This is a genomic window from Pseudomonas sp. efr-133-TYG-103a, assembly GCF_030209235.1.
GTDB lineage: Bacteria > Pseudomonadota > Gammaproteobacteria > Pseudomonadales > Pseudomonadaceae > Aquipseudomonas.
Genome location: NZ_JARVSK010000024.1, coordinates 54,315 through 69,918, shown reverse-complemented (window position 1 = coordinate 69,918; position 15,604 = coordinate 54,315). Strand labels below are relative to the sequence as shown.

The window sequence follows — 15,604 nt, the reverse complement described above, 5'->3', positions numbered from 1 at the left end:
GCACTCACTCCCGCTGTGCGATCAGTGCATCTCGGTCAGCGCCAGTTTTACCCCCAGCGCCACCAGCACCCCGCCCATGGCGCGGTCGAACCAGTGCCCCATACGGGCAAACCCGGCGCGCACGCGAGGCTGGCTGAACAGACGCGCCACCAGACAGAACCAGACGCCTGTAGCGAACGCCAGATACACACCGTACCCGGCCTGAACCAGCATCGGCGTATGCGGATTGATCACCACAGTGAACAAAGACAGGAAGAACAGCGTGGCTTTCGGGTTCAGGCCATTGGTCACGAACCCTGCCGTGTAGGCTCCGCGCGCCGTCCGCTCGCCCTTGGCGATGTCGACAGGCGCGTCGGAGGAGCCAGCAGGTCTGGCGCGCAGGGCCTTGAAGCCGATATACAGCAGGTATGCCGCAGCTGCCCATTTCAGCGCGTTGAACAGCACGATGGACTGCGAAACGATCAGGCCGATCCCCAGCAACGAATACCCCACGTGCAGGAAAATCGCGGTGCCTACGCCCATGGCGGTGTAGGTGCCGGCTTTGCGCCCGTGGGTCACGCTTTCGCGCACCACCACGGCGAAATCCGGGCCGGGACTGGCGACAGCGAGCAGGTGAATCAGCGCAACGGTGAGAAATTCCGTCCAGTACATGAAGGGCTCCAGGCGTTTTGGTGAGCGGCAGGCTCTGGTAGGCTCGCTACCTTACGCCTCCTGTCAACCCAGAAAAAGGTACAGCTGATGTCGAGTCAACGTAGAGCAGTTTTCCTGGACCATACCTCTCTGGATCTGGGCGATCTGGACCTTACTCCCTGGCGTGAGACCTTTGGCGAACTGGTACTGCATGCCAGCACGACACCCGAGCAGGTCATCGAGCGGTTACAGGGCGCGCAGGTCGCGATTTCCAACAAGATCATGATCGACGCCGCGACCTTTGCCGCGTGCCCGGATCTGAAACTGGTGCTGGTGACCGCGACGGGCGTGAACAATGTCGACCTGCAGGCCGCGCGCGAACATGGCGTCGTGGTGAGCAATTGTCAGGGTTACGGCACGCCGTCGGTGGCGCAGCACACGTTGATGTTGCTGCTGGCGCTGGCGACACGTCTGCCGGATTACCAGCAAGCGATTCATCAGGGGCAGTGGCAGAAATCGAAACAGTTCTGCCTGCTGGATTTCCCGATCGTCGAACTGGAGGGCAAAACCCTGGGCCTGCTGGGGCACGGCGAGCTCGGCGGGGCGGTGGCGAAACTGGCGGAAGCCTTCGGCATGCGCGTCGTCCTGGGACAGATTCCCGGCCGCCCTGCCCGGCCGGATCGCGTGCCGCTGCATGAGTTGCTGCCGCAGGTGGATGCGCTGACGCTGCACTGCCCGCTCAACGAACACACCCGCGACATGATTGGCGCCCATGAACTCAGCCTGCTGAAACCGAAGGCGTTCATCGTCAATACCGCGCGCGGCGGCCTGATCAACGAGCAGGGGCTGGCCGACGCCCTGCGCAACGGTCATCTGGGCGGCGCAGCCACCGACGTGCTGACCGTCGAGCCTCCGGTCAATGGTAATCCGCTGTTGTCCGGCGATATTCCACGGCTGATCATCACGCCGCACAGCGCATGGGGGAGCCAGGAAGCGCGGCAGCGGATCGTCGGGCAAGTGAATGACAACGCTCAGGCGTTCTATGCCGGACAGCCTCTGCGTGTGGTCAGCTGAGGACCACCACCGTTCAGGCCGCAGCGAGCTTCATCGCGACGAGGCTGATGGTTTGAACGTGGCACGTCACCTTCGCGAGCGTGCAGCCTCGCGCAGCGCGCACTTGCCCGTTCACTGCGCGCTCACTGTCTTCGCTGCGTTCTCCTGATAAACTTCGCCCTTTTTTCGAGGAGCCGAAGATGGATCCGCGCAGTGAAGTGTTACTCCGTCAGGCCGATTTGTTTCAGGGCTCCTTGTTGCTGACCGGCTTGCCCGCCGATGATCTGCCGGGCAGGCTCCCCAACGCTCGGGGCTGGAGCTGGCATGCCGGAGATTTTGCGGCGCTGGAGACCCGATTCCCCAGGCGCACGCACTTCGGCACCGAGGCCCCCGTCGAACCTTTCGAAGCCGCTGTGCTGTTTCTGCCCAAAGCCAAGGACCTGACCGACTATCTGCTCAACGCACTGGCGTCCAGATTGCAAGGTCGAGAGCTGTTTCTGGTTGGCGAAAAGCGCGCGGGCATCGAAGCGGCGGCCCGGCAATTGAGTCCGTTCGGACGGGCGCGCAAGCTCGACAGCGCTCGTCATTGCCAGCTGTGGCAGGTCACCGTGGAAAACGCCCCGCAGGCTGTTGCGCTCGACAGCCTGGCGAAGCACTTCGACATCGACCTGGACGGCGGGCCCCTGAAAGTCGTCAGCCTGCCCGGCGTGTTCAGCCATGGGCGACTGGACCGTGGCTCTGCGCTGTTGCTGGAAAACATCGACCGTCTGCCGAGCGGCCACTTGCTCGATTTCGGCTGCGGCGCCGGCGTACTGGGGGCTGCGGTGAAACGTCACAATCCGGACATGACCGTCACGATGCTCGACGTCGACGCGTTCGCCACCGCAAGCAGCCGCTTGACGCTCGCCGCCAATGGCCTAGAAGCCGAGGTGCTGACCGGCGATGGCATTGATGCAGCGCCTGCACATCTTGATGCAATTCTGACCAACCCACCCTTCCATACCGGGGTTCACACCGACTACGCGGCAACCGAAAACCTGTTGCGAAAAGCGCGCGAACATCTGAAAAAAGGGGGCGAACTGCGTCTGGTAGCCAACAGTTTCCTGCGCTATCAGCCGATCATCGAAGCCCATCTCGGACCGTGTGCAATCATGTCGGAAGGTCAGGGTTTCCGGATTTACCGCGCCAAACGTGCGTGAAAATTACCGCTTGCCGAACGCAAGGCGTGTAGGCAGAATCCGCACCGTCCTAGGGGAGTAGTCTCCCGCGAGCGCCATGCTCGTCCGGCGCGCATCAACATACTTGGTCCACAGACCATGGTGCGTGCGACCCCAGATCCGCCCCAGACGGATCGGTGGTTTGACAAGACCTATGACACGAACATCCTGACCCGGGGCGGGGAGGCTGTACGTGTCATAGCCGTGTCGACCCGCCCCTTAGGAAACCCCTGATGCTGGAATCCCTGTTGGTCCCCACCGCCGTCGTCGCATTGGCCGAAATCGGTGACAAGACCCAACTCCTCGCGCTCATTCTCGCTGCACGCTTTCGCAAGCCCTGGCCCATCATCGGCGGTATCGTCGCGGCCACGCTGGCAAACCATGCTGCCGCAGGTGCCGTTGGCGCCTGGTTCAGCAGCTTCTTTTCGGACGCGATGCTGCACTGGGTGCTGGCTGCAAGCTTCACCGCCACCGCGCTGTGGACGCTGGTGCCGGACAAGATGGACGACGACGAAGCGAACACCGCACGCAAGTTCGGCCCGTTCATGACGACCCTGATCGCGTTCTTCCTGGCTGAGATCGGTGACAAGACGCAGATCGCCACGGTGATGCTGGCGGCGCAATATTCTTATCTGTGGCTGGTGATTCTGGGCACCACGCTGGGCATGCTGCTGGCCAACGTGCCGGTGGTGCTGGCCGGTAACTTCGCCGCAGAGAAATTGCCGCTGACCCTGATCCGTCGCCTGGCGGCGGGCGCGTTCTTCATTCTGGCCATCGTGGCGGTGTACAAAGCGATGCAGGTCAGCGGCTGGGTGTAACCCGAACGCCGCATCCCTGCGAGAGTGTGCCCGATCAGCGCTGAATCAAGACTTCGGCGCCTGCTGATACAGCGGCATCACCTTGGGGATCGCCGCTTGCAGCGACGCGATCCGGTTGGTCGATGCCGGGTGCGTGCTCATGAACTCAGGCTGGGAAGCCCCGGCCTGGGACTGCATCTTCTGCCACAAGGTGATCGCGGCGTTGGGGTTGTAACCGGCACGGGCTGAAAGCTCCAGACCCAGCAGGTCGGCTTCGTTTTCGTTGGCGCGGCTGTTCGGCAGGGTCAGGCTGTAATTGACGACCGTGTCGGCCAGCGCCAGGCTGTCCTGGCCCAATCCCAGCAGCGTACCGGCGCCCTGTTTGGCCATTTGAATGCCGTACGCCTTGGACATGGCTTCACGTCCGTGCTCGCGCAGAGCGTGAGCAATTTCATGCCCCATGACCGCCGCCAGCTCGTCGTCGCTCAGCTTGAGCGTATCGATCAGTCCGCTGTAGACGATGATCTTGCCACCCGGACCACAGTTGGCGTTGAGCTCATCGCTCTTGATCAGGTTCACGTCCCATTGCCACTGCGCTGCATCAGGCCGCAGTTTCGGCGCTTGAGCGATCAACCGCTTCGCCACGGCCTGAACACGCTTGGCCTCTGCGCTGCTGTTATCCAGCACACCTTTGGACGACGCCTCGCTGACCGTTTGTTGGTAAGACTGGGCATACATCTGGTTGACCTCATCGGTCGACAGCATGCTGAACATGTATTGCTTGCGCTCGACACCGACCGAGTCGCCGCTGGTGGTGTTGACCGCCTGACATCCTGCAACCAGCAGGGCTGCTGCGACGGCACAAAGGGCAAAAGTCCTACGCATCACGTATCTCCATTGAAACAATGGCGCTCATCCTAGGGGCTGCGTGGCCGGAGCACCAGATGCCAGCCGTTTGCCATGTGCCGCAACACTAAATAAACACACATTCGTAACAGATTCGAAACACAACTCCGATCCCTCGCAGGACCGCTGCAGCCCTTTATATCCGGGGCGCGCGCTCGACTTATCCAGCAACGACGAAACCCGTTCAAAAACGCCCATTTCGTCGGATCCATCTCATGCTTCGCGGCCCCGAGGCGATATCCACTTCAGGCGTAATTCCACGTCCGGAGTTCCTATGAAGTTCAAGTCGATCCAGTTTTCCGTTGCCGCTCTGGCGGGCGCCATCGTCCTCAGCGTCGTGGTTGCTCTCGTACTGTTTGCCCTGTTTTCAGGCGCGCGCACTCAGGACATGGTTGAGCAGCGCACGACGTCGCAGTTCGAGCAAGCGGTCGAGCAGCGCCTGAGCGCCATTGCGCGCACGCAGGCCAGTGAAATCCAGCGCGAACTCGAAGCGCCGCTGCAGACCGCCGCCGCGCTGGCCACGACCAACGCCTTGCTGGGCATGAAGGACGCCAAAGGTGAGCCGTCGCTGACCCTCAGCCGTGAGCAACTGCTCAATGTGCTGCACGAAACCGTCGTCCGTAACCCGAAGATCCTCGGCTCCTACATCGGCTGGGAACACGACGCGCTGGACCGTAACGACGCGGCCTACGTCGGCTCGTCGATGATCGGCGTCGATCCGAAAGATGGCCGCATGATGGCCTGGTGGTATCGCAAGCCGGACGGCACGTTCAATCTGGAAAAGCTGGCCAGCCTTGAGGATCAGAAAATCCTGTCGACCGGCATCCGCTCCAGCGAGTACTACTTGTGCTCGCGGGAGACGCGCAAGGCTTGTGTGATCGACCCGGCGCCCTACAAGGTCGGCGACAAGATGGTCATGCTGTCTTCGTTCATCGAGCCCATCATGCTCAACGGCCAGTTTCAGGGGATCGTCGGCGCCGACCTGTCGGTGAACTTCATTCAGGACATGCTCGAGAACGCTGACAAAAAGCTGTACGACGGCGCTGGTGATATGGCCCTGATCGCCACCAATGGCCGCCTGGTCGCCTACACCAAGGACACGAGCAAGCTCGGCGAAAAGGCCAGCGACATCCTCGATGCCAACGAAGTCGCCAACCTGAGCACGATCACCAAAGGCGAAGTGCGTTACGACATCGACAAGGCTCACGGCCACATCGAGCTGTACCTGCCTTTCGGCATCGGCAACACCGACGCACGCTGGACCCTGATGATGCGCATGCCTGTCGACGCGGTCATGGCCGACCTTCAGCAGTTGCAGAAAGACCTCAAGCATCAACGCGAGACCGATATCTTCGGCATGATGGTGGTCGGTCTGCTGATCGCCGCGCTGGGGCTGTTGATCGTCTGGTTCGTCGGCCGAGGCATCGCCCGCCCGCTCAAGCAAATGGTCGCCATGCTCGACGACATCGCCAAGGGTGAAGGCGATCTCACGCGCCGCCTCACCAGCGATCGCGCTGACGAACTGGGCGCGATCGCCAGCGGCTTCAACACGTTCCTGAGCAAGCTGCAGGTGATGATCAGCCAAGTGGTGACCTCGGTGCAGAAGGTCAGCGACTCGTCCGAACACACCGCAGACATTGCCATTCGCACCAACAAAGGCGTGCACAAGCAGATGGCCGAAATCGATCTGGTCGCCACCGCCGTGCACGAAATGACCGCGACCGCGCAGGACGTCGCCCGTAACGCGACGCAGGCCGCGCAAGCGGCGAACCATGCAGACGACGCGGCCAGCCAAGGCATGCGCATCGTCCACAACACGTCCAACTCGATCAGCGAACTGGCGGTGGAAATCGGCCGCGCCGTCGGCGTGGTGCAAGCCCTGGCCAAGGACAGCGAAAACATCAACGCCATCCTGACCGCCATTCGTGGCATCGCCGAGCAGACCAACCTTCTGGCCCTTAACGCTGCCATCGAAGCGGCGCGTGCCGGTGAACAGGGCCGCGGCTTCGCCGTGGTGGCCGACGAGGTGCGCAACCTGGCGCAGAAGACCCAACAGGCCACCGAAGAAATTCAGAACATGATTCAGCAGCTGCAGAACGGCACGCGTCAGGTGGTCAAAGTGATGGAAGACAGCCAGAGCAAGACCGACGAGAGCGTGGGCCATGCCGCCGAGGCAGCGCAGGCACTGGAAAGCATCACCAAAGCGGTGTCGGTGATCAACGACATGAACAACCAGATCGCCAGCGCTGCCGAGGAGCAAAGCGCGGTCGCCGACGACATCAACCGCAACGTGATCAACATCGGTCAGGTCGCCAACGAGGTGGCAGGTGGCGCCGACGAGTCGAGCCAGGCCAGTGCCGAACTGACCAAGCTGGCGGAACAACAGCGCCGCTTGATCAATCAGTTCAGGGTTTGAAGAGGCGAGCGCACGTGCCTGACACGCCGCGCGCTCATTGCCGACCTGTAGGCGCGCAGGCGGAGCATCAGAGCGGCGTCAGGCATTCCGGCGCGTTGAGTTTCGGGTCGTTGACCAGGTTGGCCAGAGGACGCTCGCGCAATTGCATCTGCGGCGCGGCCAGCAATGATTGCAGCGTGACCGGCGAGCTTTCCGGGTCAAGCCACTGCGCCTGACCTTGCTCATCGAGAATCAGCGGCCGGCGCTGCCCCATCGCCGCCTGCGTGACCACCGCCACGCTGTGGTAGGTGTGGCCTTCCACCGGATAGGCTTCCCAGATGGCTGCGAAAAACAGGGTCGACCCTTCAGCGGGCGTGAGCCAGAAAGGCCGCTTGCGCACCGAACCACGCCATTCGTAAAACCCGTTCGCCGGCAGCAGGCACCGCCGTTCCCGAAACGCCTGACGAAACATCGGTTGCTCGGCCAGGGTTTCGGCCCGTGCATGGGCTGGCGTGCGTGACATATCGGTCAGCCAGGGCGGCGTCAGGCCCCAGCGGGCTCTGGCCACTTCTCGTCCGCCGTCCGCGCCCTGCCCCGCCCTCAGCATCAGCACTGCATCGGCCGGGGAGATGTTCCATTGCGCTTGCTGATCGGTCGGGAATCCGGGCAGGGCCGCGAAAGCGGGAGTCCAACGAAACAGCGCATAACGTCCACACATGGGCTTGGGGCAACTCTTCTGGGAAAGCGGATGAGGCGGGGCTGAACGGCGTTCAACACAACAACACGTCGGGGTAACTGTCAGGCTCATCGCCCGACAGCGGAAAGGCATCATTGTACTCAGTGATCAGCTGCCGCGCCCGCTCCGCCTGATGGTCCTCGACCGCAAGCCCCAGCAGGCCGGACACCGGCAACTCACCGATGCCGCCGAGCAGATGGCGCCCGGTGATATGCGCCTCGATGCCCTCACTGGCGAGCATGGACTGCAATAACTCGCCTTCCATCATGTTTTCCGGCTCATAGATTTTGCGCATCAATCGTTCTCGGCACGGACCTCGAGGTCCCATTGCTCGCCGTCGGTTTCGAGATGAAACTCGATAGGCCGACAGCAGACGTGGCAATCCTCGATGAAATTGTGATCGCCTTCAGACAGGTCCAGGACGGTTTCTCCCGGTTCGCCGCAATAAGGGCACTCATAAGGGGCTGCAGGTTGTATTTCGTGCATCACAGTCTCCGAGAGCAGTTTTGCGTATAATCGCCGACTTGTTTGCGGGTCGAGCTTTATTTCTCGACATCCGGGCGTCACGCCGGACTCGACCTACCTTTACCCTAGCCGTTTCCAACAAGAGAGCATGATGGGCGAATTCGATGCCATCCGACCTTACGACGACTCCGAAGTAAAAGCCGTACTCAACCGGCTGCTCGGTGACAAGGCGTTCCTCGCGATCCTCACGCATTTCCGTTTTCCACGTCTGGCCGGCTCGCTGGGCTGGATCCTTCAGCCTGCCATCGCGCGCAAGCTGCGCCGTCAGTTTGCCGGTATCGATTCGGTCGCGGCCCTGCAGGACAAAGTCGAGCATTACGTCGATCATACGATCGAGCGTGCCACCGATGGTGTGACCTATACCGGCGTCGAGCAGTTCAAGTCCGGCGTGGCCTATCTGTTCCTGGCCAATCACCGCGATATCGTCATGGACCCGGCGTTCGTCAACTACGCGGTCTATCACGCCGGGCTTCCAACGCCACGTATCGCCATCGGCGACAACCTGCTGCAAAAGCCCTTCGTCAGCGACCTGATGCGCCTGAACAAGAGCTTCATCGTCCACCGCTCGATCACCGGGCGTCGGGAGAAAATGGCGGCGTATCAGCTGCTGTCGGCGTACATCAATCACTCGATCCGCAACGACTGCGCCTCGATCTGGATCGCCCAGGCCGAAGGCCGCGCCAAAGACGGCGACGATCGCACCGAGTCGGCCATCCTCAAAATGTTTCACATGAGCCGCAAGGACGAGCCATTCGGCGAGGTCATTCAGTCGCTGAACCTGACGCCCGTGTCGATCAGCTATGAATACGATCCGTGCGACCACGCCAAGGCGCGAGAGCTGTACATTCGCGCCACGACCGGCAGCTACACCAAGGCGCCGGGTGAGGACGATGTCAGCATTGCGCTGGGCATCACCGGCTACAAAGGGCGTGTGCACGTCAACTTCGCGCCACCGGTCACCGGGCTGTTCGAGGACACCAAGCAGCTGGCGATCGAGATGGACAAGCAGATTCTGGGTGGCTATCGCCTGTTCCCCGTGCATTACCTGGCGTACGCACAGTGGGCCGATGCCGACCCGAGCCTGAATGTGCCCACTGCCGCTGAGGTGTTCGCGGCCGACGAACTGGAGCGTGCGCAGGAAGAATGGCAGCGCCGCCTCGACGGTTGCCCTGAAGAACATCGTCCTTATCTGGTTCTGCAATACGCCACGCCGGTGCGCAACCAGTACCGGGTCAAGGCCGGGTTGCCGCTTTAAGGCACTCAGCAAAAACGGCGCTCACAAGGCGCCGTTTTTTTTGCATGACGCTACAGCCCCGGAAACACCACCCGATGGGCGTGCATGGCCCGAAGGTGCGCGGCCGGTCAGAGTTTCGTGCTCACCCACGACAGCAACAGCGCAAACACCAGACACGCCGCCCCGATGCGGTAGCTCAGCCGGATCATGCGCACGGTTGGCCCATCCATCAAATGCATGGGTTCGTCAATCGGGGCGTTTTCGGCAAGGTTGTGCAGACGGGCGTTCACTCGCTGCTCGCGACTGCGCGTGGTGTGCAGCAACCAGATGCCGGGACTCGCCGCCAGCAGTGCAAACAGGTTGATGACCACGCCAGGGGAATGCTGGATAAGCGACATGAGGCCTCGATGGCGCCTGGTCGGACGGCGCCGCACGGGAAAATCCGGTGTAGGACCGGCTTCAGCCGGGAAGAGGCCGGTACGAACACCCTCCAATCTCGCGGCGTGACGCCTTGCGCCTTCCCGGCTAAAGCCGGTCCTACCGTTTAAACACGGTGTACCTGAGCAATGCGGTGATGCAAAGGTAACGAGTGTCACCTTAACGTCACCTGAACCGGTCACTGTGTAGCACCCTTCAATTGCCCACCCGGAAAAGAGAGCCCGTCATGCTGCATGCCCACAACCAGGATCGCCTTTACCTGATCGCGCCGAGCGACGAGCAGGAAGCGTTGATCGATGCCTTGGCGTTCAATGTTCAAGACCGGCACTGGCTGGTGTACTGCGCGCTGGGCGGGCATGCCCACAACGACCTGCCGGAGGTGGATCTGGTGACGGGGTACAGTTTTCTGGATTTCTATCAGGCGGCTTGAACCAGCACCCCGCAATCGAAAGCGACCTGAAAAACAAAAGCCCCCGGTTTCTCGCGAAACCGGGGGCTTTCCGTCATGCCGCCAGGATTATTGGCCGAGCAGACGACCGATTGTCTGATCCTGGAACAGGCGGGTCAGCGCATCGCTGAGTACGTCGCTGATCAGTTTGGTGTTGGTTTCCTCGTTCGGCGCCATGCCGAAACGCTGGTCCAGGGAGGCTGCATAACGACCGCTGTAGCTGCGACCGTTGTTCTGCACGTCAGCGCGGAACGTGGAGCTGATGTTGGCTTCGGTCACATACAGCCCTTCTTTGGGCGACTGGTATTTGAGGTCCGCCAGCGTCACGGTCAGTTGCGGGCCGTTGCCGCCCTGCACAGGCGTGAAACCCATCAAACGCACGGCTGCTTCAGCCTGTGCCTGCAATTGCGGCACCAGTTGCTGGCCATTGACGGAAATCGAACTGGTTTCAGGGTACAGACCACCCCGCGTGCCGAGCGTCTGCGAAGGACGTCCGTCGACGACCCGGACAACCACTTGCTGACCATGCCCGACCGGCGCCAGCTGACTGTTCAACTTCGGTTGCGGGTTAAGGGATTGCGGACTGTGAGCACAGCCCACCAGCGTCAGACTGCCTACAGCAAGCAAACCGAACAAAACGCGACGCAACATGCTCATCTCTCCATGGGCCAAGGCACAAATTGTGCGGCAGTATAACGACCTCGCGAGGTCGCTCACTAGCGTAAAGATACGACAAAGTGCCATTGCCCCGGTTCCGCCGCTCGCCCTCCCGAACACAATTGCGCAACGTCAGCGTCACTGCACTGTCATCGCCCCTCGACATACTTTTCACAACTTCCCAGCCAGGAGTCCTGTCATGGATTTTCTTTGGTCCTTGTTCGCCCTGCGTCGCCGGTATCGCCATTACGCTCGAGTCGATCAATCCGGCGTTTGCCTGGCCTTCAGACACTGCGCCACGCCGCCTCAGGGCCAGGACTGGGTCCAGGTTCACGAACCCAAACTCTGCTGGCTGCATCAGCCCCTGCCCGCCAGCGCCCGGGTTGCGTCACGTGAACGTGCGATTACCGCCCGACAATTGCTCAGCATCTGACCGAACGGCGAATAAAAGTCATTTTTTCTGGATCAATTCTGCGCGTTTCATCGCTATAATCTCCCCCCGATTATAAGGACGTCTCCTGATCGGGCCTCGCAGCATCGTCGACAGCATTGCCGACTCCTCCGTATCGCCCACAGAGAGCCTTCCACACAGACATGTGCAGCGCGATGTGATCGCTGTGCAGGCGCAGATCGATTGATTGTTTCGAACCTTTTGCGCATGCCCTTGCCCCACATCGTGATTGAACCTGATCTGCAGAGCTGCCATCGCGCAGCCCTTTTTGAGGTTCGCGTCTCCAAAAGAGCGTGAAAAAAACGGGTTTTCACAACTTCACAAGAGTGTGGCGAGCAAATGAATAGTTACGCGTTTGTACATGCACCGTTAGCGTCTGACCCAGCCCCCTTGCAAAGGACCCATTGCAGCGCAGTCTCCCTGACCGGAGTCTGATGCCTGTCCACGACGGATTTGGCCGCACGACCGGATGCCTTGACGATAGTCGAATGGCTCTCCGGGCCAGAAAATGCGTTCATGCTTGCCTTACAAAAGCATCAACCAGGCCCGTTCGAGGCGTGCGCTGAAATGCAAAAAATTGCGAAGAATCGGACATGACGATCCCGGCCGGGTTGTTCGAGGCAATGCGCGACTCAAGCGCCGCCCGCACCTGGCAACTGACCACGGGAACCCATGCCGTCAATTTGGTGCTGCAGATTTTGGAGACGCGTTAATGGCGCATAACGAAGCAGTCGATGTAGTACTTGTCGGGGCCGGCATCATGAGTGCCACCCTCGCGGTACTGCTCAAAGAGCTCGACCCTGGCCTCAAGCTTGAGGTCGTCGAGCTGATGGATTCCGGTGCGGCGGAGAGTTCCAACCCATGGAACAACGCCGGCACCGGTCACGCCGGGCTGTGTGAGCTGAACTACACGCCCGAGGCCGCCGATGGCTCGATCGAGACCAAAAAAGCCATTCACATCAACACGCAGTTCGAAGTGTCGAAGCAGTTCTGGGCTTACCTGGCGCGCAAAGGCACGTTCGGTTCGTCGCGCTCGTTCATCACGCCGGTGCCGCACCTGAGTTTCGTACAGGGCGAAAAAGGCATGGCGTACCTGAAGAAACGTTATGAGGCGCTGCGCAAGCACCACGCGTTTTCTTCGATGGAATACACCGAAGACAAAGCCACGCTGGCTGAATGGATGCCGTTGATGATGCCTGGCCGCCCGGCCGATGAGCCCATCGCGGCAACCCGCGTCATGCACGGTACCGACGTCAACTTCGGCAACCTGACCAACCAGTTGCTCAAGCACCTGTCGAGCGCACCTGATGCGCAGGTCAAATACTGCAAACGCGTCACTGGCCTGACCCGCAAGGGCGACGGCTGGAGCGTGACCATCAAGGACGTCAACAGCGGCAGCACCCGCGAAATCGACGCGAAATTCGTGTTCCTCGGCGCAGGCGGCGCGGCACTGCCGTTGCTGCAGATGTCCGGCATCGAGGAAGGCAAGGGTTTCGGCGGCTTCCCGGTCAGTGGTCAATGGTTACGCTGCGATAACCCCGAAGTCGTCAAACGCCATCAGGCCAAGGTGTACAGCCAGGCCGCGGTCGGCTCGCCACCGATGTCGGTGCCGCATCTGGACACCCGCGTCGTTGACGGCAAGACGTCCCTGCTGTTCGGCCCTTATGCCGGCTTCACCACCAAATTCCTCAAGCACGGTTCGCTGATGGACCTGCCGCTGTCGATCCGCGCAGCCAACATTGCGCCGATGCTGGCGGTGGCCCGCGACAACATGGACCTGACCAAGTACCTGATCAGCGAAGTGCGTCAATCCATGGAGCAGCGTCTGGAAGCATTGCGTCGTTTCTATCCAGAGGCCAAGGCCGAGGACTGGCGCCTGGAAGTGGCCGGTCAGCGCGTGCAGATCATCAAGAAGGACCCGAAGAAAGGCGGCGTTCTGCAGTTCGGCACCGAGCTGGTTTCGGCCAAAGACGGTTCCCTCGCAGCACTGCTCGGCGCTTCGCCGGGCGCCTCGGTGACGGTGTCGATCATGCTTGACCTGATCGAACGCTGCTTCCCGGACAAGGCTCGCACCGAATGGGCCGCCAAGCTGAATGAGATCTTCCCGGCTCGTGAAAAAGCCCTGGAAACCGATGCGCAGCTGTATCAGCGCATCAGTGCCCAGAGCGACGAAAGCCTGGACCTGGTCCCAAGCAGCCAGGCGGCAAGCTTCGCTTGATCCAGGGCTTGCCCTGAATCAGTGAGATCACTGAAAGCCCCGCCCACGCAGCGGGGTTTTCAGTTTTGAATCAAATGCGCCCGATCACTTCATTACAAACCTGACCGTGTACGTCTTCATCGAATCCGCTCCGCTGACAACGGACGCGCCACATTCAGCCGCCACTTTCCCCACCGATGCAGCACTTGCTGACTTCTGCGGCGCGGGGTTGATGGAAATCCAGCTGAACGTCACTTCGTGAGCCAGTTTGAACTCACAGGTCTTGTCTCCCCCGCGCAGGCGAAACGTCGCCGAGTCGTTCCTGGCATTGTTCAGCACGATTTGAGCAGCCGAGGTGCGCACATTGGCAGGCACGGTATAAACACTCAAATCAGCGTTTTTCGGCATCCAGCTTGCCGACGCCAACGCAAGTTCTGTATTGGCGTGATTCCACAGTTCAATGCCCACCTCCATGCTCTTCGGGTAGGCGGCGCTGACGCCCGTAGCCGCCGACAGCAGGGCCGTCGCGGTCATCGCTTTGACAGAGATACTGATTTTGCTGTGCATGTCTGAACTCCATTTCCTGAAGGCATATCGAGCGTCCTGCCCGACAATGTTGTGAGTGATTTCACGACTTCAAGTATGGCGATACAGAGTGATTCAGAAAGAGGAAGAAGCGGAGTCAAGCAGTAGGAGACGTCTTGCAGGGAGGTAGCGAAACCGCGAGATCCGCTGATGAAGTTTCTCGCGGTTACAGTGCGTCAGCCGAAAATACCGACGTGCGGAGGGCGATTCAGGACCGTGCTTTTTCGATCAACTCGATGTATTCCTCGGCGTTGCGCTGATCCTTGATCAGTGTAATGAAGTCGTTGCCGTGCTCATCCTTGCCATCCAGGTCGTAGCCAGCTTCTTTGAAAAACACCAGGAAGCGTTCGAAATCGTCGACACGCAGACCGCGGTAGGCCTTGATCAGCTTGTGCAGCGAAGGGGAAGTGGCATCGACCGGCTCGAAATCCAGGAAGAGTTTGATCTGGGCGTCGCCGATTTCATCGCCAATCACCTGCTTCTTATCTTTACGCATTGCTGACTCCAACTGACTTGCGGGGACATTTCACGGGCGGGCAGTTTACCCCCCGCCCGGCCGCGTGCTCAACGCGCGCGTACGCTACCGGTGTGCAGATCGGCCCAGACGTGGCCATTGGCGTAGCTGAGAAACTGACAGTAAACCTTCTCGTTGCGCAGCAGATCCACCAATACGCGGTATTGCGTTGCAGGGTAATAAAGCGTCAGCGTCCGGGATGGCTCGTCATAGGCCGGCTTCTTCAGGCTTTTGCTTTCACCGTCGAAATGGACCAGCACCTGAGAAATGGTTGCGCCCTTGTTCATCGGTTTGCCTTTCAGACGCAGCACCAGCGGTGACGTCACCGGGATCGGCGTCTGATTGGATTGGCGCTGACTCCCGGCCACGACTGAAAACTCCGTGACCTGCAGCAATTGCTGCTGCTCGGGCTCACCTTCGCGCACCGACAGCTCGTCAGGCGGCAGATATTGAGCATGCATGGGTTCTGCGAGGGCGGGAAGTGGCAGGATCAAGAGCAACAGCAACGCAGTCTTGCTACGAAACGATAACGTCATGGGCGCCTCCCGAAAAAGTGGCAAGCACTCTAACATGGGCGAAACCGGGACCTGTAGGAGTGAGCAAACTGTCTTTAACGCCCCTTCGATCAACGGCGTAATACCTGGCGCCTTCCCGGCTAAAGCCAGTCCTACGAAAAACGTGCAGCGTCTGCAGGACCGGCTTCAGCCGGGAAGAGGCCGGTGCATGCCGTGCAGATGCAGCGTCTGGAATTCAGTCTTCGCGGGCAAGCTCGCTCACAGGTTTTGTGCTTGACCCAATACCAGGCGACGCCGCAGAAATCG

Annotated in this window: 18 protein-coding genes, 1 pseudogene and 1 riboswitch; of the genes and pseudogenes, 9 read left to right on the top strand and 10 right to left on the bottom strand. The window is 60.6% G+C overall.

All coding sequences use genetic code 11. From position 1 onward, the window contains the following. Window positions 1-21: 21 nt before the first annotated feature. Window positions 22-651 (bottom strand): LysE family translocator, encoded by a 630-nt coding sequence (locus QRN36_RS19705; RefSeq protein ID WP_285425606.1) that lies wholly within the window; start codon window positions 649-651, stop codon window positions 22-24. An 87-nt stretch (window positions 652-738) separates the two neighbouring features. Here QRN36_RS19705 and QRN36_RS19700 point away from each other — a divergent pair, with 87 nt between their 5' ends. The 3 genes from QRN36_RS19700 (at window position 739) to QRN36_RS19690 (ending at window position 3,718) form a co-directional block, all read left to right on the top strand. Next, on the top strand, window positions 739-1,704 hold the full coding sequence (locus QRN36_RS19700; protein WP_285425605.1) for a 2-hydroxyacid dehydrogenase: 966 nt from the start codon (window positions 739-741) through the stop codon (window positions 1,702-1,704). A gap of 179 nt (window positions 1,705-1,883) precedes the next feature. Next, window positions 1,884-2,882 carry a class I SAM-dependent methyltransferase gene (locus tag QRN36_RS19695; protein WP_285425604.1) on the top strand — a complete coding sequence of 333 codons (999 nt, stop codon included), beginning with the start codon at window positions 1,884-1,886 and terminating at the stop codon, window positions 2,880-2,882. A 40-nt stretch (window positions 2,883-2,922) separates the two neighbouring features. Continuing rightward, a riboswitch (yybP-ykoY riboswitch) is annotated at window positions 2,923-3,043 on the top strand. 90 nt (window positions 3,044-3,133) lie between these two features. Continuing rightward, window positions 3,134-3,718 carry a TMEM165/GDT1 family protein gene (locus QRN36_RS19690; RefSeq protein ID WP_285425603.1) on the top strand — a complete coding sequence of 195 codons (585 nt, stop codon included), beginning with the start codon at window positions 3,134-3,136 and terminating at the stop codon, window positions 3,716-3,718. A gap of 45 nt (window positions 3,719-3,763) precedes the next feature. On the opposite strand, the gene QRN36_RS19685 is transcribed toward QRN36_RS19690, so the two are convergent. Continuing rightward, window positions 3,764-4,582, bottom strand: coding sequence for a M48 family metallopeptidase (locus tag QRN36_RS19685; protein WP_285425601.1), 819 nt, complete (start codon window positions 4,580-4,582; stop codon window positions 3,764-3,766). Between the two features lie 295 nt (window positions 4,583-4,877). Between QRN36_RS19685 and QRN36_RS27685 the strand changes: the two are divergent. Together QRN36_RS27685 and QRN36_RS27680 are read left to right on the top strand one after the other, a co-directional pair. Continuing rightward, window positions 4,878-6,161 (top strand): annotated as a pseudogene (locus QRN36_RS27685) (HAMP domain-containing protein); the annotation flags it as partial. A 15-nt stretch (window positions 6,162-6,176) separates the two neighbouring features. Further along, window positions 6,177-7,019: a methyl-accepting chemotaxis protein gene (locus QRN36_RS27680; protein ID WP_373568774.1), complete on the top strand. Its 843-nt coding sequence runs from the start codon at window positions 6,177-6,179 to the stop codon at window positions 7,017-7,019. Window positions 7,020-7,086: 67 nt separating this feature from the next. Here QRN36_RS27680 and QRN36_RS19675 read toward each other — a convergent pair whose 3' ends face one another. The 3 genes from QRN36_RS19675 to QRN36_RS19665 are packed head-to-tail and all read right to left on the bottom strand — an operon-like array spanning window position 7,087 to window position 8,220. Continuing rightward, window positions 7,087-7,716, bottom strand: coding sequence for an SOS response-associated peptidase (locus QRN36_RS19675; RefSeq protein WP_285425599.1), 630 nt, complete (start codon window positions 7,714-7,716; stop codon window positions 7,087-7,089). Window positions 7,717-7,768: 52 nt separating this feature from the next. Next, window positions 7,769-8,029, bottom strand: a complete 261-nt coding sequence (locus QRN36_RS19670; RefSeq protein WP_285425598.1) for a DUF2007 domain-containing protein — start codon at window positions 8,027-8,029, stop codon at window positions 7,769-7,771. Further along, window positions 8,029-8,220, bottom strand: a complete 192-nt coding sequence (locus QRN36_RS19665; protein WP_093462322.1) for a CPXCG motif-containing cysteine-rich protein — start codon at window positions 8,218-8,220, stop codon at window positions 8,029-8,031. The genes QRN36_RS19670 and QRN36_RS19665 overlap by 1 nt, the downstream gene beginning before the upstream one ends. A gap of 130 nt (window positions 8,221-8,350) precedes the next feature. On the opposite strand from QRN36_RS19665, the gene QRN36_RS19660 reads away from it, so the two are divergent. Continuing rightward, entirely contained in the window at window positions 8,351-9,514 is a 1,164-nt protein-coding gene (locus tag QRN36_RS19660) for a 1-acyl-sn-glycerol-3-phosphate acyltransferase (RefSeq protein ID WP_285425597.1), read from the top strand. Window positions 9,515-9,621: 107 nt separating this feature from the next. Here QRN36_RS19660 and QRN36_RS19655 read toward each other — a convergent pair whose 3' ends face one another. Further along, entirely contained in the window at window positions 9,622-9,891 is a 270-nt protein-coding gene (locus QRN36_RS19655; protein ID WP_285425596.1) for a hypothetical protein, read from the bottom strand. Between the two features lie 266 nt (window positions 9,892-10,157). Here QRN36_RS19655 and QRN36_RS19650 point away from each other — a divergent pair, with 266 nt between their 5' ends. Beyond that, complete coding sequence (locus QRN36_RS19650) at window positions 10,158-10,361, top strand: hypothetical protein (protein WP_093462328.1); 204 nt, start codon at window positions 10,158-10,160, stop codon at window positions 10,359-10,361. Between the two features lie 87 nt (window positions 10,362-10,448). Here QRN36_RS19650 and QRN36_RS19645 read toward each other — a convergent pair whose 3' ends face one another. Next, window positions 10,449-11,030 carry a YajG family lipoprotein gene (locus QRN36_RS19645; protein ID WP_093462331.1) on the bottom strand — a complete coding sequence of 194 codons (582 nt, stop codon included), beginning with the start codon at window positions 11,028-11,030 and terminating at the stop codon, window positions 10,449-10,451. A 205-nt stretch (window positions 11,031-11,235) separates the two neighbouring features. Here QRN36_RS19645 and QRN36_RS19640 point away from each other — a divergent pair, with 205 nt between their 5' ends. After that, window positions 11,236-11,469, top strand: coding sequence for a hypothetical protein (locus QRN36_RS19640; protein WP_285425595.1), 234 nt, complete (start codon window positions 11,236-11,238; stop codon window positions 11,467-11,469). Window positions 11,470-12,199: 730 nt separating this feature from the next. Beyond that, complete coding sequence (gene mqo, locus QRN36_RS19635; protein ID WP_285425594.1) at window positions 12,200-13,705, top strand: malate dehydrogenase (quinone); 1,506 nt, start codon at window positions 12,200-12,202, stop codon at window positions 13,703-13,705. Between the two features lie 84 nt (window positions 13,706-13,789). On the opposite strand, the gene QRN36_RS19630 is transcribed toward mqo, so the two are convergent. The 3 genes from QRN36_RS19630 to QRN36_RS19620 all read right to left on the bottom strand — a co-directional run bounded on the left by QRN36_RS19630 (window position 13,790) and on the right by QRN36_RS19620 (window position 15,319). Further along, the gene (locus QRN36_RS19630; RefSeq protein WP_285425593.1) at window positions 13,790-14,251 is read right to left on the bottom strand and encodes a hypothetical protein; all 462 of its coding nucleotides are present in this window, start codon (window positions 14,249-14,251) and stop codon (window positions 13,790-13,792) included. Between the two features lie 226 nt (window positions 14,252-14,477). Beyond that, complete coding sequence (locus QRN36_RS19625; protein WP_093462339.1) at window positions 14,478-14,765, bottom strand: PA4642 family protein; 288 nt, start codon at window positions 14,763-14,765, stop codon at window positions 14,478-14,480. Window positions 14,766-14,833: 68 nt separating this feature from the next. Next, window positions 14,834-15,319, bottom strand: a complete 486-nt coding sequence (locus QRN36_RS19620) for a hypothetical protein (protein WP_285425592.1) — start codon at window positions 15,317-15,319, stop codon at window positions 14,834-14,836. Window positions 15,320-15,604 lie beyond the last annotated feature (285 nt).